Here is a 17209-nt window from a genome sequence, read left to right as displayed (position 1 = left end):
ATCAGGCCTCGCGGCTCGCGCGCTTGCGCTCGTGCTCCTTCAGGAAGCGCTTGCGAAGACGCACGCTCTTGGGCGTGATCTCGACCAGCTCGTCGTCCTCGATGAATTCGACGCCGTATTCGAGCGTGAGGTCGATCGGGGGCGTGATCTTGATCGCGTCTTCCTTGCCCGAGACACGGAAGTTGGTCAGCTGCTTGGTGCGCGTCGCGTTGACCACGAGGTCGTTGTCGCGGCTGTGGATGCCGACGATCATGCCTTCGTACACGGGGTCGTTGGCCTTCACGAACATGCGGCCGCGATCGTCCAGCTTGCCCAGTGCGTAGGTGAAGATTTCACCGTCGTCCATGGAGATGAGCACGCCGTTCTTGCGGCCACCGATGTCGCCCTTGTGCGGCTCGTAGCTGTCGAAGATGTTGCTGATCAGGCCGGAACCGCGCGTCAGGTTCAGGAATTCGTTGGTGAAGCCGATCAGACCACGTGCCGGAATGCGGTATTCAAGGCGCACGCGGCCACGGCCGTCCGGCTCCATGTTGACGAGTTCGCCCTTGCGCTCGCCCAGCGCCTGCATGACGCCACCCTGATGCTGCTCCTCGATGTCGGCGGTGACGAGCTCGATCGGCTCGTGCTTCTCGCCGTCGATGGTGCGGAACACCACGCGCGGCTTCGACACAGCCATTTCGTAACCTTCACGGCGCATGTTCTCCAGCAGGATGGTCAGGTGCAGTTCACCACGGCCCATCACTTCGAACACACCTTCTTCGTCGGTCTCGTTCACGCGCAGCGCCACGTTGTGTTGCAGTTCCTTCTGCAGGCGGTCCCAGATCTGGCGGCTGGTCACGAACTTGCCTTCACGGCCGGCCAGCGGCGAGGTATTCACGCAGAAGTTCATGGTCAGCGTGGGCTCGTCCACCTTGAGCATCGGGAGCGGCGCGGGGTTGGCAGGGTCGGTCACGGTCACGCCGATGCCGATGTCTTCCAGGCCGTTGATCAGCACGATGTCGCCGGGACCGGCCAATGGCGTCTGCATGCGGTCCAGGCCCTGGAACGTCAGCACCTGGTTGACGCGACCCTTGACGCTCTTGCCATCCGGTCCTTCCATGACGAGCACATCCATCATGGGCTTGATGGTGCCCTGGCTGATGCGGCCCACGCCGATGCGACCGACGAAGGTCGAAAAGTCCAATGCGGAGATCTGCAATTGCAGCGGCGCATCCGGGTTACCCGAGTTCGCTGGAACGTGCTTGAGGATCGTGTCGAACAGCGCCGACATGTCGGGGCCCCACTGCTCGCCCGGCGCGCCTTCCTCGAGTGAAGACCAGCCGTTGATGCCCGAGGCATAGACGACGGGGAAGTCGAGTTGTTCATCGGTCGCACCGAGCTTGTCGAACAGGTCGAACGCGGCGTTCACCACCTTGTCGGGGTTCGCACCCGGTTTGTCGACCTTGTTCACCACCAGGATGGGACGCAGGCCGAGGGCCAGCGCCTTCTTGGTCACGAAGCGCGTCTGCGGCATCGGGCCCTCTTGCGCATCGATCAACAGCAGAACGCTGTCGACCATGGAGAGCGCGCGTTCCACTTCACCGCCAAAGTCCGCGTGGCCCGGGGTGTCGACGATGTTGATGTGCGTGCCCTTCCAGCTCACCGCGCAGTTCTTGGCCAGGATCGTGATGCCACGTTCCTTTTCGATGGCGTTGTTGTCCATCACCGTGTCGACCACCTTCTCGTGGTCGGCGAAGGTGCCGGACTGGCGCAGCAACTGGTCCACCATGGTGGTCTTGCCATGGTCGACGTGGGCAATGATGGCGATGTTTCGGATCTGTTTACTCATGATGAAAGACTGCTTTCGAGGATCTGTTGGATTTCGGGAGGACTCAGAAGACGTGAAGGAATCAGTTCGCCGGCCTTGACATGGGCAGCGCCCAGCAGGGCGCGCGGATCAGTGCCGAACACGGCCACGCGCTCGGCGTCGGGCCAGCTGCCACGGCGGCGCAGGCCGGAGAGGAATCGGGCGGAATTGTCGGCGTCCAGCGTGACAGGCACGTGATCGGACAGCAGCGACTCGGGCGGCAGCAGCAATGCCATGCGCTCAGCCTCATCCATCGCTTCGAGCGATTCGATCGTCACGCATTGCGACTCGGTGTAGCCACCCGTGCCCGTGCGCCGCAGCATCGTCAGGTGGGCACCGCATCCGAGCGCATGGCCGATATCTTCGCCCAGCGTTCGGATGTACGTTCCCTTGCTGCAACGCACCGAGATGCGCAGCGTGTCCGGTGTTTCGAGGTGCAGCGACAACGAATGGATGGTGACGTCACGCGCTTCGCGCTCCACTTCTTCGCCGGCTCGGGCGTATTCGTAGAGCGCCTTGCCATCCTTCTTGAGCGCGCTGTACATCGGCGGTACCTGGCGGATGGCGCCGGTAAACCGCGCCTGTGCTGCGGCAAGCGCCCCGGGTGCCAATTGCACGGCGCGGCGCTCAAATACCTCACCCTCGGCATCACCCGTGACCGTCGTGACGCCGAGTTGTGCAATGGCTTCGTAGGACTTGTCGGCGTCCAGCTGGATCTGGCTGAACTTGGTGGCCGCGCCAAAGCACAGCGGCAGCACGCCGGTGGCCAGCGGGTCGAGCGTGCCGGTGTGGCCGGCCTTCTCGGCACGCAGCAGCCATTTGCACTTCTGCAATGCATTGTTGCTGGACAGCCCCTTCGGCTTGTCCAGCAACAGCACCCCATGCACGGGGCGCCTCACGACCCGTACTCGTGGTGCGCTCATGGTTCAGTCCGTGTCTTTTGAACGGGAGGCGACCGCGCGTGCGATCAGCGCGTTCATGTCGGACGCGCGCTCGGTCGTGCGATCGAACAGGAAGTGCAGTGTGGGCACGGTGTGGATGTGCAGGCGCTTGAACAGGCCGTTGCGCAGGAAGCCTGCGGCCTGATTCAGCGCTTCCTCGCACTCGGCCGGGTCGCCGACGAGCACGCTGAAGTAGACCTTCGCGTGCGCGTAGTCTGGCGTGACCTCGACGGCCTGCAGCGTGACCATGCCCACGCGCGGGTCCTTGAGCTCGCGCGCAATCAGTTCCGTCAGATCGCGCTGGATCTGGTCGGCAACCTTGAAATTGCGGTTGGGCGCAGCGGACTTCTTCGCGGGCATGTTCGTTCCTGCATCCGCCTTTTACAGCGTACGCGCGATTTCCTTGATCTCGAAGAACTCCAGCTGATCACCTTCCTTGATGTCGTTGTAGTTCTTGAGCTTGATACCGCACTCGAAGCCTTCCTTCACCTCGCGCACATCGTCCTTCATGCGCTTGAGCGAATCGAGCTCGCCGGTGTAGATGACCACGTTGTCGCGCAGCAGGCGGAAGTGCGACGAGCGCGTGACGTGACCCGAAGTGACCATACAGCCCGCGACGGTACCGATCTTGGACGCCACGAACACGGTGCGGATTTCCGCCATGCCGATGATTTCCTCGCGCTTTTCCGGCGCCAGCATGCCGGACATCGCTGCCTTCAACTCGTCCACGGCGTCGTAGATGATGTTGTAGTAGCGGATCTCGACACCGTTGCTTTCGGCCAGCTTGCGCGCACCTGCATCGGCACGCGTGTTGAAGCCGATGATCAGCGCCTTGGAAGCGATGGCCAGGTTGATGTCCGACTCGCTGATGCCGCCGACGGCCGAGTAGACCATCTGCACCTTCACCTCGTCGGTGGACAGCTTCATCAGCGAAGCGCCCAGCGCCTCCTGCGAACCCTGCACGTCGGCCTTGACGATGATCGGCAAGGTCTTGACCTCGCCAGCCGTCATGTCGGCGAACATGTTCTCCAGCTTGGCGGCCTGCTGCTTGGCCAGCTTGGTGTTGCGGAACTTGCCGGCGCGGTAAGTGGCGATTTCGCGCGCACGGCGCTCGTCGGTCATCACCATGAATTCGTCGCCAGCCTGCGGCACCTCCGTCAGGCCCTGGATTTCCACCGGGATCGACGGACCCGCCGACTTGATCGGCTTGCCGTTTTCGTCCAGCATCGCGCGCACGCGGCCGTAGGTCTGGCCGGCCAGCACCACGTCGCCCACCTTCAGCGTGCCGGATTGCACCAGCACCGTGGCGACCGGGCCGCGGCCCTTGTCGAGCTGCGCTTCGATCACCAGGCCCTTGGCGGACGCATCCACCGGGGCCTTGAGTTCCAGCACTTCGGCCTGCAGCAACACCTGTTCGAGCAGGTCGTCGATGCCCTGGCCGGTCTTCGCGGACACGGGAACGAACGGCGACTCGCCACCGAATTCTTCAGGCACGACTTCTTCGACCACCAGTTCCTGCTTCACGCGGTCCGGGTTGGCGTCGGGTTTGTCGATCTTGTTGATGGCCACGACGATGGGAACACCAGCCGCCTTCGCGTGCTTGATGGCTTCCTTCGTCTGCGGCATGACGCCGTCGTCGGCTGCCACCACCAGGATGACGATGTCGGTGGCCTGCGCGCCACGGGCACGCATGGCGGTGAACGCCTCGTGGCCCGGGGTGTCCAGGAAGGACACCATGCCGCGCGGCGTTTCGACGTGGTACGCACCGATGTGTTGCGTGATGCCGCCAGCTTCGCCCGCAGCGACCTTGGCGCGGCGGATGTAGTCCAGCAGCGAGGTCTTGCCGTGGTCGACGTGGCCCATGACAGTGACGACAGGCGCACGCGCGATCGACTCGGCCTGGTGCGCCGAAGATTCCTCTTCGGTGAACGCTTCCGGATCGTCCAGCGCGGCGACGATGGCCTTGTGGCCCATTTCCTCGACCACGATCATGGCCGTGTCCTGGTCTAGCGGCTGGTTGATGGTGACCATCTGGCCCAGCTTCATCAGGTGCTTGATGACCTCGGACGCCTTGACCGACATCTTGTGCGCGAGCTCGGCCACCGTGATGGTTTCCGGCACGTGCACTTCGATGATGCGGGCTTCCGCCGGTGCTGCCTGCGAGTGCTGCTCGTCGCGGTCGCGCGAGTCGCGGCGGCCACGCGGGCCACCACGCCAGTTGTTGCGCCCCACGCCGCCCGAGGCGTCGCCGCGCGTCTTGATTTCCTTCTTCTTGGCCTGGTCGTCAGCCCAGCTGGACGAGAGCTTCGCGGCCTTGACTTCCTTGCCCGCACCGGGTGCGGTGCTGCCTGGCGCACCGGCAGGACGCGCGCCTGCCCCGGGCGCTCCGGCCGGTTTGTGCAGCGTGCCCTTCATGGCGGGCTTGGCGGCATCGGCGCGAGCCGCCGGCTTGGCCGGTTCCTCGGGCTTCTTGGCCACCAGCACGCGCTTGGGCGCATTCATCATGGCGCGGATGGCCTCGGCTTCAGCCAAGGCCTTCTTGCGACGGTCTTCCAGGTCCTTGGCGCGTGCGGCTTCCTCGTCGGCACGGGCCTTGGATTCGGCAACAGCCTTGGCTCGCGCATCTTCGCGGGCCTGGGTCTCGTCAACCTTGGGCGCTTCCGCAGGCCGGGTGTCAGGCGCCTTGGCTTCTGCGGCATCGGCAACCGAGGCGGCACGCGCAGCCTCCACTGCAGCGGCTGCGGCGGCAGCGGCTTCCGCCTGTTCACGCTGCTCCTGCTCCTCGCGCAGGCGCCGCTTCTCGGCCAGCTCTTCTTCCTGGCGGCGGATCAGCTCGGCCTGGCGGCGTGCCTCCTCCTCGCGACGGGCCAGTTCGGCGTCGTCGATCACCGGTGCGGAAGCGACTTCGGCTTCCTGCTCGGGCGCAGCTTCGGGAGCGCCTTCGGCGTTGTCATCGCGCTTGATGAACGTGCGCTTCTTGCGCACTTCCACCTGGATGGTGCGCGCCTTGCCCGTGGCATCCGCCTGCTTGATTTCGCTGGTGGACTTCTTGACGAGCGTGATCTTCTTGCGCTCGCCCGAGGCCGTGCCATGGCTGGCCTGCAGATAGCTCAGGAGCTTCTGCTTGTCGGCATCGGTCAGCGCATCGGACGCGGCGGACTTCGCCACGCCGGCCGACTTCAGCTGCTCAAGCAGCGTATCGGTGGATTTCTTGAGTTCGGTTGCAAACTCGGAGACGGTCGTACTGGACATGTGCTGTATTTCCCTCCATGACCGTTACTCTTGACCCGCGAACCAGTGTTCGCGTGCCTTCATGATCAGGGCTTTGGCCTCGTCCGCAGACTGGCCGGTGATTTCGGTAAGTTCGTCGACGGCCAGGTCGGCCAGATCGTCGCGCGTGTTGACACCCTGCTCCGCCAGCCTGGCGATGAGCTCGGGCGTGAGGCCTTCCAGGTCACGCAGGTTCTGCGAGACCTCCTCCACGCTTTCTTCGCGGGCGATTTCCATGGTGAGCAGCGCGTCCTTGGCACGGGCGCGCAATTCGTTCACGGTTTCCTCGTCGAAGCTTTCGATCTCCAGCATTTCCTGCAGCGGCACGTAGGCCACTTCTTCCAGGCTGGTGAAACCTTCCTCGATGAGGATGTCGGCCACTTCCTGGTCGACGTCCAGCTTCTCCATGAACACCTTGCGGATGGTCTCGCTTTCGTCGGCCTGCTTCTGGGCGGACTCGGCAGCATCCATGATGTTGATCTTCCAGCCGGTCAGGTCGGACGCGAGGCGAACGTTCTGGCCGCCGCGGCCGATGGCGATGGCGAGGTTTTCCTCGTCGACCACCACGTCCATGGCGTGCTTCTCTTCATCGACCACGATGGAGGACACGTTGGCCGGCGCCAGCGCACCGATCACGAACTGCGCCGGGTCTTCGCTCCACAGCACGATGTCCACGCGCTCACCGGCCAGCTCGTTGGTGACGGCGTTCACGCGCGTGCCACGCACGCCCACACAGGTGCCGATGGGGTCGACGCGCTTGTCGTGCGACAGAACTGCGATCTTGGCGCGGCTGCCGGCGTCTCGCGCGCAGCTCTTGATTTCGAGCAGACCCTGTTCGATCTCGGGAACTTCCTGGCGGAACAGCTCGATCATGAACTCGGGGGCCGAGCGCGACAGGATGATCGGTGCGCCGCGCAGCGTCAGGTCCACTTCCATGATCATGGCGCGGACGCGGTCGCCGTTGCGAAGGTTTTCCTTCGGGATCATCTCGCCACGGCGCAGACGGCCTTCGACGCGGCCGGACTCGACGATGATGTCCCCCTTGTCCATGCGCTTGACGGTGCCCACGAAGATCTTGTCGCCGCGCGACATGAAGTCGTTGAGCAGCATCTCGCGTTCGGCGTCACGGATCTTCTGCAGGATGACCTGCTTGGCAGCCATGGCGCCGATACGGCCGATCGGCACGGACTCGACGCCTTCCTCGATGTACTCGCCCTCTTCCACGTCGGCCACGCGTTCCTTCGCGTCCATCAGCAGTTCTTCGGCGTCGGGGTTCTGCAGGCCGGCGTCGTCAGGCACGACCAGCCAGCGGCGGAAGGTCTCGTAGTTGCCGCTGTCGCGATCGATCGCCACGCGGATGTCCACTTCGCCCGTGTAGAGTTTCTTGGTGGCCTGCGCCAGCGCGGACTCGACGGCGCCGAACACCACGTCGCGCTCCACGTTCTTCTCGCGCGAAATTGCTTCCACAAGCATCAACAGTTCGCGATTCATGTCATATCTCTCCTGCTAAACGGGCCGACGCTGCCAGACTCAGGCGCGGCTGCGTCCCTTGAAATCAACAATGGGTGCCAGACGCGCTTCCTTCAGCTCATCCAGCACGAAACCCAGCACCTGTAGCGGTGCCGGCACCTTTTTCTTGCTCACTCTCTGACCGGGCTTGGGCTCGGGTTCGTCGCTCCAGACGATCTGCCAGCCGGCTTCGACACGCTCGAGCGTGCCGCGGAATTTCTTGCGGTTCGGGCTGACCTGGCCCGCCGCTGCTTCACCCATCGGGTTCTTGAGCGTGATGTCGATCACCTCGCCGGCAAAACGCTCGAAGTCGCGCTCGCTGCGCAAGGGCCGGTCGATGCCCGGCGAAGAAACCTCGAGGCGCTTGTATTCGGTACCTTCGACTTCCAGCGCGAACTGCAGTTGCCGCGTGACCTTTTCACAGTCTTCCACCGTGATGAGGCCGTCCGGCGACTCGGGCGTCCAGGGCAGGTCGATCGTGATGCGCAGCAAGCCTCCGGCGGAGCGCTCGATCTCCACCAGGTCGTAACCCAGACCCTGGGTTGTTGTTTCAACTATCTGCTGCAGCGACACGAAATTGCAAGACCCCCGATGTCTAAGCCATCAAAACCGAACGCCCATAAAAAACGGGCGGTTGGTGCCGCCCGTTTGGTCGTTTGCCCATGATTATAGCCCGCAAACCCTTGATTTGCAAGGGTTTAAGCAGTGCCGGACCGCCCGCCTAGCCGGCAGCAGCCACCAACTGGCGCGTGTAGTCGTGGCGCGGCGAGTCCAGCACCTCCGCCAGTGGTCCGGCCTCCAGCACCTCGCCGTCCTTCATGACCATGACGTCGTGCGCCATCGCCCTGACCACATCCACGTCGTGGGTGATCAGCAGGTAGGCCAGTCCCTTGTCCCGCTGCAGCCGCTGCAGCAGCGCCAGCACCTGCTTCTGGATGGTCACGTCCAGCGCGCTGGTGGGCTCGTCCAGCACCAGGACCTGCGGCTGCACGATCAGCGCCCGGGCGATCGCCAGGCGCTGACGCTGGCCACCGGAAAATTCGTGCGGGTATCGACCCAGCAGGCCGGGAAAGCGGTCTTCCGTCAACCCCACGTCATCGAGCGCCTGGAGCACGCGCTGCCGGCGTTGCGCCTCGTCGAGCCCGGGCTCGTGCACCAGCAGGCCTTCGCCGACCAGTTCTTCCACGGTCATGCGGGGCGACAGCGACGAGAACGGGTCCTGGAAGACCACCTGGATGGTGCGCCGCAAGGCTTGCCGCCCCGCCCGGCCCGCCTCTTTCCAGCCCTGACCTTTGACCTGCAGCGAGCCGCGGTGCGGCAGCAGTCCGAGCGCGGCCAGCGCCAGCGTGGACTTGCCAGAGCCGGACTCGCCCATCACGCCCAGTGTGGTGCCGCCCCGCAGCGCAAAGCTTGCGCCCTTCACGGCCACAAACTCACCGCGCGAGAACCAGCCGCTGATGCCCGGTTTGGCCACGCCATAGGCCACCCGAACGTCGTAACCCTGCATCAGGATCGGCTCCGAGCCGTCGGCCCGTGGCACGTCGCGCCCGGGCTTGCTGTCCACGAGACGCTGCGTGTAAGCGTGCTGCGGATGGGACAGGATGTCGTTCACCGCGCCCTGCTCGACGATCACGCCCTTTTCCATGACCGCCACCCGGTCCGCGAAGCGGCGCACGAGGTTCAGGTCGTGCGTGATGAGCAACACGGCCATGCCGTTTTTCGCCTGGAGCGTCGCCAGCAATTCGAGTATCTGCGCACGCAGTGTGACGTCCAGCGCGGTGGTGGGTTCATCCGCCAGCAGCAGCTTGGGCTCACAGGCCAGTGCCATGGCGATCATCGCGCGCTGGCGCTGACCGCCGGACAACTGGTGCGGGAAACTGCCCGCCCGTCGCTCGGGTTCGGGAATGCCGGTTTCTGCCAGGCGCGCCACGGCAGCCTTCCATGCGTCAGCGCGCGTGAGGCCTTGCTTGAGCTGCAGCACCTCGGCAATCTGGTCGCCCACGGTGTAGAGCGGGTTCAGGGCCGTCATGGGCTCCTGGAAAATCATCGCGATGTCGCGGCCGCGCACGCCGCGCAACTCACGCTCGGACAGCGCCAGCAGATCTGTGGTCGCCTCCGCTTCGCCGGGGCCTGATCCGGACGGACCGCTGAAGAGTGCCTGACCAGTGACGTTGGCGTTCTGCACGAGCTTCAGCAAGCTCAGCGCGCTCACGGTCTTGCCCGAACCGGATTCCCCCACCAGCGCGAGCTTTTCGCCGGGCTGGATGTGGAAGTCGATGCCGCGCACGACCGGCTCACCGCCGAAATCCACGGTCAGGCCGCGCACGTCCAGCAAGGGCTTGTCGGAACCGGTGCTCATCGGTCGGCCTTTCTCGGATCCAGTGCGTCGCGCAGCGCGTCGCCCATGAAGGTGAGCAGCAGCAGCGTGATGACCAGCACCGCGAAGGTGGACATGGAAATCCACCACGCATCGATGTTGGCCTTGCCCTGGTTGAGCAGTTCGCCCAGCGACGGCGTGCCGGGCGGAACACCGAGGCCCAGGAAGTCGAGCGAAGTCAGCGCCAGGATGGCCGCACTCATGCGGAACGGCAGGAAGGTCACCACCGGCGTCATGCTGTTGGGCAGGATGTGCCGCCACATGATGCGCAGATTGCCCACGCCGAGTGCACGTGCCGACCGCACGTAATCCATCTGCCGGTTGCGAAGGAACTCGGCGCGCACGTAGTCGGCGAGGCCCATCCAGCCGAAGAGGCTCAACAGGATCAGCAGCAGCGCCACGCTGGGCGCGAAGATCGCGCTGAAGATGATCAGCAGGTACAGCTCGGGCATCGAAGACCAGATCTCGATCACGCGCTGGAACGCCAGGTCGGTCTTGCCGCCCGCGTACCCCTGTATCGCCCCCATCAGCACGCCGACCACCACGCCCACGGCCGTCAGCGCCAGCGCGAACAACGCGCTCACCCGGAAACCATAGATCAACTGCGCCAACAGGTCGCGCCCGCGATCGTCCGTGCCGAAATAGTTCTCCGACGAAGGGGCGGCCGGGTTCGGCTTGCTCGCAAAATAGTTCAGCGTGCGCGGCCCGTACGGGTTGAGCGGATACACCGCCCAGTTGCCTGGCTTGGCGAACTGATCCTTGATGAACGGGTCGAGATAGTCCGTCGGCGCTTCGAAATCACCGCCGAACGTCTTCTCGGAATAGTCCTTCACCAGCGGAAAGTAGAGCCGCCCCTCGTAGCGCACCAACAGCGGCTTGTCGTTGGAGAGCACTTCCGCGAACAGGCTCAACACCACCAGCGTGCAGAACAGAACCAGACTGTAGAAGCCGAGCTTGTTCTTCCGGAACCGCCGCCAGGCACGCTTACCCGGCGAGACAGAGACGGGCCCAGAGCCACCGCGGATCGGGCTCTGCCCGGCCACTGGTGGCGCCCCCCCGGGGGGGAGGCGGCCATCGGCCGCTTCGGGGGGGTCAGTCAAACTTGACACGCGGGTCCACCCAGACATAAGTGAGGTCGCTGATCAGCTTGGTCACCAACCCGATCAGCGTGAAGAAATAAAGCGTCCCCAACACGACCGGGTAGTCGCGGCGGATCACGCTCTCGTAGCTCAGCAAGCCCAGCCCGTCGAGCGAGAACAGCGTCTCGATCAGCAGCGAGCCGGTGAAGAACGCCCCGATGAACGCCGCCGGGAAGCCCGTGATGATCGGGATCAACGCATTGCGGAACACGTGCTTCCACAGCACCTGCCGTTCGGCCAGACCCTTGGCGCGCGCCGTCAGCACGTACTGCTTGCGGATCTCTTCGAGAAACGAATTCTTGGTGAGCATGGCCGTCACCGCGAAGCTGCCCAGCACCATCGCGATGACCGGCAGCGTGATGTGCCACAGATAGTCCACCACCTTGCCGCCCCAGCTGAGTTGCTCCCAGCCGGACGAAGTCAGCCCGCGCAACGGGAACCACTGCAACTGCCCGCCGAACACCACCAGCAGCGCCACGCCCAGCACGAAGCCCGGAATCGCATAGCCCACCAGCACGATGAGCGTGGTGAGGAAGTCGAAGCGCGAGCCCGCCCGCACGGCTTTCGACACGCCCAGCGGCACCGCGATCAGGTAGCTGATGAAGAAGGTCCACAACCCGAGGCTGATGGACACCGGCAGCTTCTCCTTGATCAGTTCCCACACGTCCTTGTGCTGGTAGAAGCTCTTGCCCAGGTCGAAGCGCAGGAACTGTCCGATCATCTGCACGAAGCGCTCGTGCGCCGGCTTGTCGAAACCGTAGAGCTGCTTGATTTCTTCGATGCGTTTCGGGTCCACGCCCTGCCGTCCGCGATAGCCGGCGCCACTGGCGGCCGCGCCCTCGCCGCCCGAGTCGCGCCCTTGCAATTGCGCCACCATCTGCTCCACCGGCCCGCCCGGCACGAACTGGATGATGGAGAACGTCACCAGCAGGATGCCGAAGAGCGTCGGGATCATCAGCAGCAGGCGCTTGAGGATATAGGCGGGCATGTTTACTGGCTGGCTTTCGGAACTTGTGACCCTTGCGAAGACCACCAGGTCGACACGGCCCAGTTGTGCGCATCGTAATAAGGCGGGATCACCTCCGGCAGCACGAACGGCGCCGGGCGGTAGCCGATGAGGAAGTCGCTGCCGTAATACTGCGGAATGCCGTAATGGTTGTGCGAGAGCAACCGGTCGAGCACGCGCATCGCGGTGGCGAGTTCGGGCCGCGTCTTGGCCGCGACGACTTTGCCGACGATCGCGTCCACCGCCGGATCGGCGATTCCCCAGATGTTGGACGAACCCGTCGTCGCGGCCGCCTTCGAGCCGAAGCGCTCGAACAATTCGCCGCCCGGCGCGGTGGTGCCGGGAATGCGGATCGTCGTCATCTCGAAATCGAAGTTGTCCATGCGCTGCTGCGACAGCGAGAAGTCGACCGTGCGGAAATTCATCTGGATGCCGAGCTTGCGCAGGTTCGCCTGCAGCGGCGCGATCACGCGGATGATCGACGGCTGGTCGTTCAGGAGTTCGATGGTGAAGGCTTCTCCCTTGGCATTGCGCAGCGCGCCGTCGCGGTAGGTCCAGCCCGCCTCGGCCAGCAGCGCTTGCGCCTTGCGCAGGTTCTCGCGCAGGCTGTGCGGCGCGACCGTGGTCGGCGACTCGAAGGCCGGGCCGAAGACCTCGGGCCGCATCTTGTCGCGCAGCGGCTCCATCAACGCGAGTTCATCGGCCTTGGGCAAGCCTTCCGCATGGAACTCGCTGTTGGGAAACCAGCCTTCCACACGCTGGTACAGACCGTAGAACATCTGGCGGTTGAGCCACTGGAAGTCGTACGCGAGGCCGATGGCCTGGCGCACGCGCACGTCCTTGAACTTGTCCTTGCGCAGGTTGAAGACGAAGCCCTGGTAGTCGCCCGGGTTGCCGGTCTTGAACGCCCGCTTCTTCAGCGTGCCGTTTTCGAACACGCGTCCGTAGTACTGGCGCGCCCAGTTGCGCGAGGTGAACTCGCGCATGAAGTCGTATTCACCCGCCTTCAGCCCTTCGAAGCGTGCCGTGTCGTCGAGGTAGATCTTGAAAGTGACGCGGTCGAAGTTGTAGTGCCCACGCCGCACCGGCAGGTCCGCACCCCAGTAGTTCGTGTCGCGCACATAGGTGATGTCGCGGCCCAGCCGGCCGCTCGGCAGCTTGTAGGGGCCGGAGGAAATCGGCAGTTCGGTCAGCACCTGATCGAACGGCTTGCCCTTGCCCCAGGCGCGGCTGAACACCGCCATGCCGCCCACGACCAGCGGCAATTCAGGGTTGGGGCTCGCGAAGTCGAAGCGCACCACGCGGTCGGACACCACCACCGCCTGCTTCACTTCCGCATAGATCGTGCGGAACTGCGGCGCGGCTTCCTTGCTGATGAGCGTCTTGTACGAATGCACGACATCGGCCGCCAGCACCGGCGAGCCGTCGTTGAACTTCGCCTTGGGGTTGATGCGGAACGTGGCCGAGAGGCCGTCGGCCGCCACTTCGACGTCTTCGGCCAGCAGGCCGTAGGCGGTGGTCGGCTCTTCGCTGTTGCCGGTGAGCAGGCTTTCGAACATGAGCATGCCCAGGCCGTAAGGCGCGGTGCCCTTCAGCGTGAACGGGTTGAACTTGTCGAAGTTGGTGGGCCGCGTCGGGGGAACCAGCCGGATCTCGCCGCCCTTGGGCGCGTTGGGGTTGACGTAGCTGAAGTGCGTGAAGCCCGGCGCGTACTTGATGTCGCCGAACTGGGCGTATGCATGCGCGGCCCAGCCGGGCAGCGACAACAACCAGAGCACGCAGAACAGCAAACCACGCATGCGACAATTCTGCCCAAGTTTTCAACCCGAGAGACATATGGGCTTCCTCACAGGCAAGAAATTCCTCATCACCGGCGTTCTGTCCAACCGCTCCATCGCCTACGGCATCGCACGGGCCTGTCACCAGCAAGGTGCAGAACTCGCTTTCAGTTACGTCGGCGAGCGCTTCAAGGACCGCATCACCGAGTTCGCGGCCGACTTCGGCTCCTCGCTCGTGTTCGACTGCGACGTGGGTGACGATGCCCAGATCGAGAAGCTGTTCAAGGATCTTTCGGCGCATTGGTCTAAGTTCGACGGCTTCGTTCATAGCATCGGCTACGCGCCGCGCGAAGCCATCGCCGGCGACTTCCTCGACGGCCTCTCGCGCGAGGCGTTCAAGATCGCGCACGACATCAGTGCATACAGCTTCCCGGCGATGGCCAAGTCAGCTCTGCCCTACCTCAACGACAAGTCCGCGCTGCTGACGCTCACCTATCTGGGCGCCATCCGCACGGTGCCGAACTACAACACCATGGGCCTCGCCAAGGCCTCGCTCGAAGCGTCGGTGCGTTATCTGGCCGAGTCGCTCGGCCCCAAGGGCATGCGCGTGAACGGCATCTCCGCCGGCCCGATCAAGACGCTGGCGGCCAGCGGCATCAAGGGTTTCGGCAAGATCCTGTCGGTGGTGGCAGAGACCTCGCCCATCCGCCGCAACGTGACCATCGAGGACGTGGGCAACGTTGCCGCGTTCCTGATGAGCGATCTGGCCTCCGGCGTGTCGGCCGAGATCACCTATGTGGACGGCGGCTTCAGCCAGACCGTGGGCGGCATCGCGGAGCCGGCCGAGGCTTCATAAGCCATCGCGCCAATAAAAAAAAGGGCCTCTCGTGAGGCCCTTTTCTTTTCAGATCGTCCGGCTGTACGGGCTGTCCGAAGCCACATGTACTTCGTTGGCCTCGGTGGCCAGCGGCTGCGGGCTCGCGACCTTGCCTTCTGCCACGCAGTCCGCGTAGTAGCGCACGTTGCCGCTCGCGTCTTCCAGCTCCACCAGGCCGTGAATGTCGGTCTCGAAACCCGGGCACTTGGCGTTGAACTCGCGCGAGAACTTGAGGTAGTCGACGATCTTCCTGTTGAACACCTCACCGGGAATCAGCAGCGGAATGCCCGGCGGGTACGGCGTGATCAGGCTGGTGGTGATGCGGCCTTCGAGGTGGTCGATCTCCACACGCTCGGTCTTACGGTGCGCGATGTGCGCGTAGGCGTCACTGGGCTTCATGGCCGGCTCGAGGTCCGAGAGGTACATCTCGGTCGTGAGGCGGGCGATGTCGTACTCGGCGTACATCTTGTGCACGTGCTGGCACAGGTCGCGCAGGCCCATGCGCTCGTAGCGCTTGTGCTGCTGGCAGAACTCCGGAAGGATGCGCCACATCGGCTGGTTCTTCTCGTAATCGTCCTTGAACTGCTGCAGCGCCGTCAGCAGCGTGTTCCAGCGGCCCTTGGTGATGCCGATGGTGAACATGATGAAGAAGCTGTACAGGCCCGTCTTCTCCACGATCACGCCGTGCTCGGCGAGGAACTTGGTCACGATGCTCGCCGGAATGCCCGTTTCGGCGAAGCTGCCGTCCATGTCCAGCCCCGGCGTGACGATGGTCGCCTTGATCGGGTCGAGCATGTTGAAGCCGTCGGCCAGCTTGCCGAAGCCGTGCCATTTCGCGTCGCGGTCTTCGCCCTTGATGATCCAGTCGTCGGCAGTGCCGATGCCTTCGTCGGCCAGCTTCTCGGGGCCCCAGACCTTGAACCACCAGTCGTTCGCGCCGAACTCGGCCTCGACCTGGCGCATGGCACGGCGGAAGTCCAGCGCCTCCAGAATGCTCTCTTCCACCAGCGCGGTGCCGCCGGGCGGCTCCATCATCGCGGCGGCCACGTCGCAGCTCGCGATGATGGCGTACTGCGGGCTCGTGGACGTGTGCATCAGGAACGCCTCGTTGAACAGGTGGCGGTCGAGCTTGCGGTCCTGCGAGTCCTGCACCAGCACGTGGCTGGCCTGGCTGATGCCGGCCAGCAGCTTGTGCGTGGACTGCGTGGAAAACACCAGCGACTCTTTCGGGCGCGCGCGCTTCTTGCCCATCGCGTGGTACGGGCCGTAGAACGGGTGGAAGGCCGCGTGCGGCAGCCAGGCCTCGTCGAAGTGCAGTGTGTCGACGTAACCGTCGAGCGCCTGCTTGATGGTTTCGGTGTTGTAGACCACGCCGTCGTAGGTGGACTGCGTGAGCGTGAGGATACGCGGCTTCACCTTGTCGGCGTCCACGTCCTGCAGCAGCGGGTTGGCGCGGATCTTGGCCTTGATGGTCTCCACATCGAACTCGCTGCGCGGAATCGGGCCGATGATGCCGAAGTGGTTGCGCGTGGGCTTGAGGAACACCGGAATCGCGCCCGTCATGATGATCGCGTGCAGGTTCGACTTGTGGCAGTTGCGGTCCACCACCACCACGTCGCCCGGTGCCACCGTGTGGTGCCACACCATCTTGTTCGACGTGGATGTGCCGTTCGTCACGAAGAAGCAATGGTCCGCGTTGAAGATGCGCGCGGCATTGCGCTCGCTCTCGGCCACGGGGCCGGTGTGGTCGAGCAGCTGGCCGAGCTCTTCCACCGCATTGCACACGTCGGCGCGCAGCATGTTCTCGCCGAAGAACTGGTGGAACATCTGGCCCACGGGGCTCTTCAGGAACGCCACGCCGCCCGAGTGGCCCGGGCAGTGCCATGAATACGAACCGTCTTCCGCGTAGTCGAGCAGCGCCTTGAAGAACGGCGGCTGCACGCCCTCCAGGTAGCTCTTGGCCTCGCGGATGATGTGGCGCGCCACGAACTCCGGCGTGTCCTCGAACATGTGGATGAAGCCGTGCAGCTCGCGCAGGATGTCGTTGGGCAGGTGGCGGCTGGTCTTGGTCTCGCCGTAGATGTAGAGCGGCACGTCGGTGTTCTTGCGACGGACCTCGTGGATGAAGGTACGCAGGCTGAGCACGGCGGGGTCGAGGTCCGGGCCGGGGCTGAATTCCTCGTCGTCGATGGACAGGATGAACGCGCTCGCGCGGCTTTGCTGCTGCGCGAACTGCGACAGGTCGCCATAGCTCGTCACCCCCAGCACCTCGAAGCCCTCGGTCTCGATCGCCTGTGCCAGTGCGCGGATGCCCAGGCCCGACGTGTTCTCGGAACGGAAGTCCTCGTCGATGATGACGATCGGGAAGCGGAATTTCATGGGGGGAGACCTCCGGGGGGCGGCGCGGGATAAACAGGCGCGAAGTGTACGGAAATAATGAGGCAGGCCTATTTTGGTGCCATGCTT

Annotated in this window: 11 protein-coding genes and 2 pseudogenes; 1 reads left to right on the top strand and 12 read right to left on the bottom strand. The window is 64.3% G+C overall.

Annotation, left to right across the window (positions count from 1 at the left end; translation table 11 throughout):
• Position 1 precedes the first annotated feature (1 nt).
• The 11 genes and pseudogenes from typA to ACO2Q9_RS10645 all read right to left on the bottom strand — a co-directional run bounded on the left by typA (position 2) and on the right by ACO2Q9_RS10645 (position 13887).
• Complete coding sequence (gene typA, locus ACO2Q9_RS10695) at positions 2-1828, bottom strand: translational GTPase TypA (RefSeq protein WP_423311053.1); 1827 nt, start codon at positions 1826-1828, stop codon at positions 2-4.
• The gene (gene truB, locus ACO2Q9_RS10690) at positions 1825-2769 is read right to left on the bottom strand and encodes a tRNA pseudouridine(55) synthase TruB (protein WP_423311051.1); all 945 of its coding nucleotides are present in this window, start codon (positions 2767-2769) and stop codon (positions 1825-1827) included. The genes typA and truB overlap by 4 nt, the downstream gene beginning before the upstream one ends.
• Positions 2770-2772: 3 nt before the next feature.
• Complete coding sequence (gene rbfA / locus ACO2Q9_RS10685) at positions 2773-3147, bottom strand: 30S ribosome-binding factor RbfA (RefSeq protein ID WP_423311049.1); 375 nt, start codon at positions 3145-3147, stop codon at positions 2773-2775.
• A gap of 21 nt (positions 3148-3168) precedes the next feature.
• A pseudogene (gene infB, locus ACO2Q9_RS10680) lies at positions 3169-5430 on the bottom strand (translation initiation factor IF-2); the annotation flags it as partial.
• Between the two features lie 65 nt (positions 5431-5495).
• A pseudogene (locus ACO2Q9_RS10675) lies at positions 5496-6039 on the bottom strand (translation initiation factor IF-2 associated domain-containing protein); the annotation flags it as partial.
• A gap of 24 nt (positions 6040-6063) precedes the next feature.
• Positions 6064-7548, bottom strand: coding sequence for a transcription termination factor NusA (gene nusA / locus ACO2Q9_RS10670; RefSeq protein ID WP_423311047.1), 1485 nt, complete (start codon positions 7546-7548; stop codon positions 6064-6066).
• 39 nt (positions 7549-7587) lie between these two features.
• On the bottom strand, positions 7588-8139 hold the full coding sequence (gene rimP, locus ACO2Q9_RS10665; RefSeq protein WP_423311045.1) for a ribosome maturation factor RimP: 552 nt from the start codon (positions 8137-8139) through the stop codon (positions 7588-7590).
• 148 nt (positions 8140-8287) lie between these two features.
• The gene (locus ACO2Q9_RS10660) at positions 8288-9925 is read right to left on the bottom strand and encodes an ABC transporter ATP-binding protein (RefSeq protein ID WP_423311043.1); all 1638 of its coding nucleotides are present in this window, start codon (positions 9923-9925) and stop codon (positions 8288-8290) included.
• A complete protein-coding gene (locus ACO2Q9_RS10655) occupies positions 9922-11052 on the bottom strand; it encodes an ABC transporter permease (protein ID WP_423311041.1) in 1131 nt (376 codons plus the stop codon). Before ACO2Q9_RS10655 ends, ACO2Q9_RS10660 begins: the two co-directional genes overlap by 4 nt.
• On the bottom strand, positions 11036-12070 hold the full coding sequence (locus ACO2Q9_RS10650) for a microcin C ABC transporter permease YejB (protein ID WP_423311039.1): 1035 nt from the start codon (positions 12068-12070) through the stop codon (positions 11036-11038). Before ACO2Q9_RS10650 ends, ACO2Q9_RS10655 begins: the two co-directional genes overlap by 17 nt.
• A 2-nt stretch (positions 12071-12072) precedes the next feature.
• Entirely contained in the window at positions 12073-13887 is a 1815-nt protein-coding gene (locus ACO2Q9_RS10645; protein ID WP_423311037.1) for an extracellular solute-binding protein, read from the bottom strand.
• Positions 13888-13924: 37 nt separating this feature from the next.
• Here ACO2Q9_RS10645 and fabI point away from each other — a divergent pair, with 37 nt between their 5' ends.
• Positions 13925-14722, top strand: a complete 798-nt coding sequence (fabI, locus tag ACO2Q9_RS10640; RefSeq protein ID WP_423311035.1) for an enoyl-ACP reductase FabI — start codon at positions 13925-13927, stop codon at positions 14720-14722.
• 48 nt (positions 14723-14770) lie between these two features.
• Here the strand turns inward: fabI and ACO2Q9_RS10635 are convergent, their stop codons facing one another.
• On the bottom strand, positions 14771-17122 hold the full coding sequence (locus tag ACO2Q9_RS10635) for an Orn/Lys/Arg decarboxylase N-terminal domain-containing protein (protein WP_423311033.1): 2352 nt from the start codon (positions 17120-17122) through the stop codon (positions 14771-14773).
• Between the last annotated feature and the right edge of the window lie 87 nt (positions 17123-17209).

Source organism: Variovorax sp. VNK109, from assembly GCF_049445855.1.
In the GTDB taxonomy this organism is placed as follows: domain Bacteria; phylum Pseudomonadota; class Gammaproteobacteria; order Burkholderiales; family Burkholderiaceae_C; genus JAGOCV01.
This window is presented reverse-complemented; position numbering and strand designations above follow the sequence as displayed.

What these genes read in the sequence shown, in the direction of transcription:
- typA (WP_423311053.1), bottom strand. Translation starts at nt 1,828, where the DNA reads ATGAGTAAACAGATCCGAAACATCGCCATCATTGCCCACGTCGACCAT.
- truB (WP_423311051.1), bottom strand. Translation starts at nt 2,769, where the DNA reads ATGAGCGCACCACGAGTACGGGTCGTGAGGCGCCCCGTGCATGGGGTG.
- rbfA (WP_423311049.1), bottom strand. Translation starts at nt 3,147, where the DNA reads ATGCCCGCGAAGAAGTCCGCTGCGCCCAACCGCAATTTCAAGGTTGCC.
- nusA (WP_423311047.1), bottom strand. Translation starts at nt 7,548, where the DNA reads ATGAATCGCGAACTGTTGATGCTTGTGGAAGCAATTTCGCGCGAGAAG.
- ACO2Q9_RS10660 (WP_423311043.1), bottom strand. Translation starts at nt 9,925, where the DNA reads ATGAGCACCGGTTCCGACAAGCCCTTGCTGGACGTGCGCGGCCTGACC.
- ACO2Q9_RS10650 (WP_423311039.1), bottom strand. Translation starts at nt 12,070, where the DNA reads ATGCCCGCCTATATCCTCAAGCGCCTGCTGCTGATGATCCCGACGCTC.
- ACO2Q9_RS10645 (WP_423311037.1), bottom strand. Translation starts at nt 13,887, where the DNA reads ATGCGTGGTTTGCTGTTCTGCGTGCTCTGGTTGTTGTCGCTGCCCGGC.
- fabI (WP_423311035.1), top strand. Translation starts at nt 13,925, where the DNA reads ATGGGCTTCCTCACAGGCAAGAAATTCCTCATCACCGGCGTTCTGTCC.
- ACO2Q9_RS10635 (WP_423311033.1), bottom strand. Translation starts at nt 17,122, where the DNA reads ATGAAATTCCGCTTCCCGATCGTCATCATCGACGAGGACTTCCGTTCC.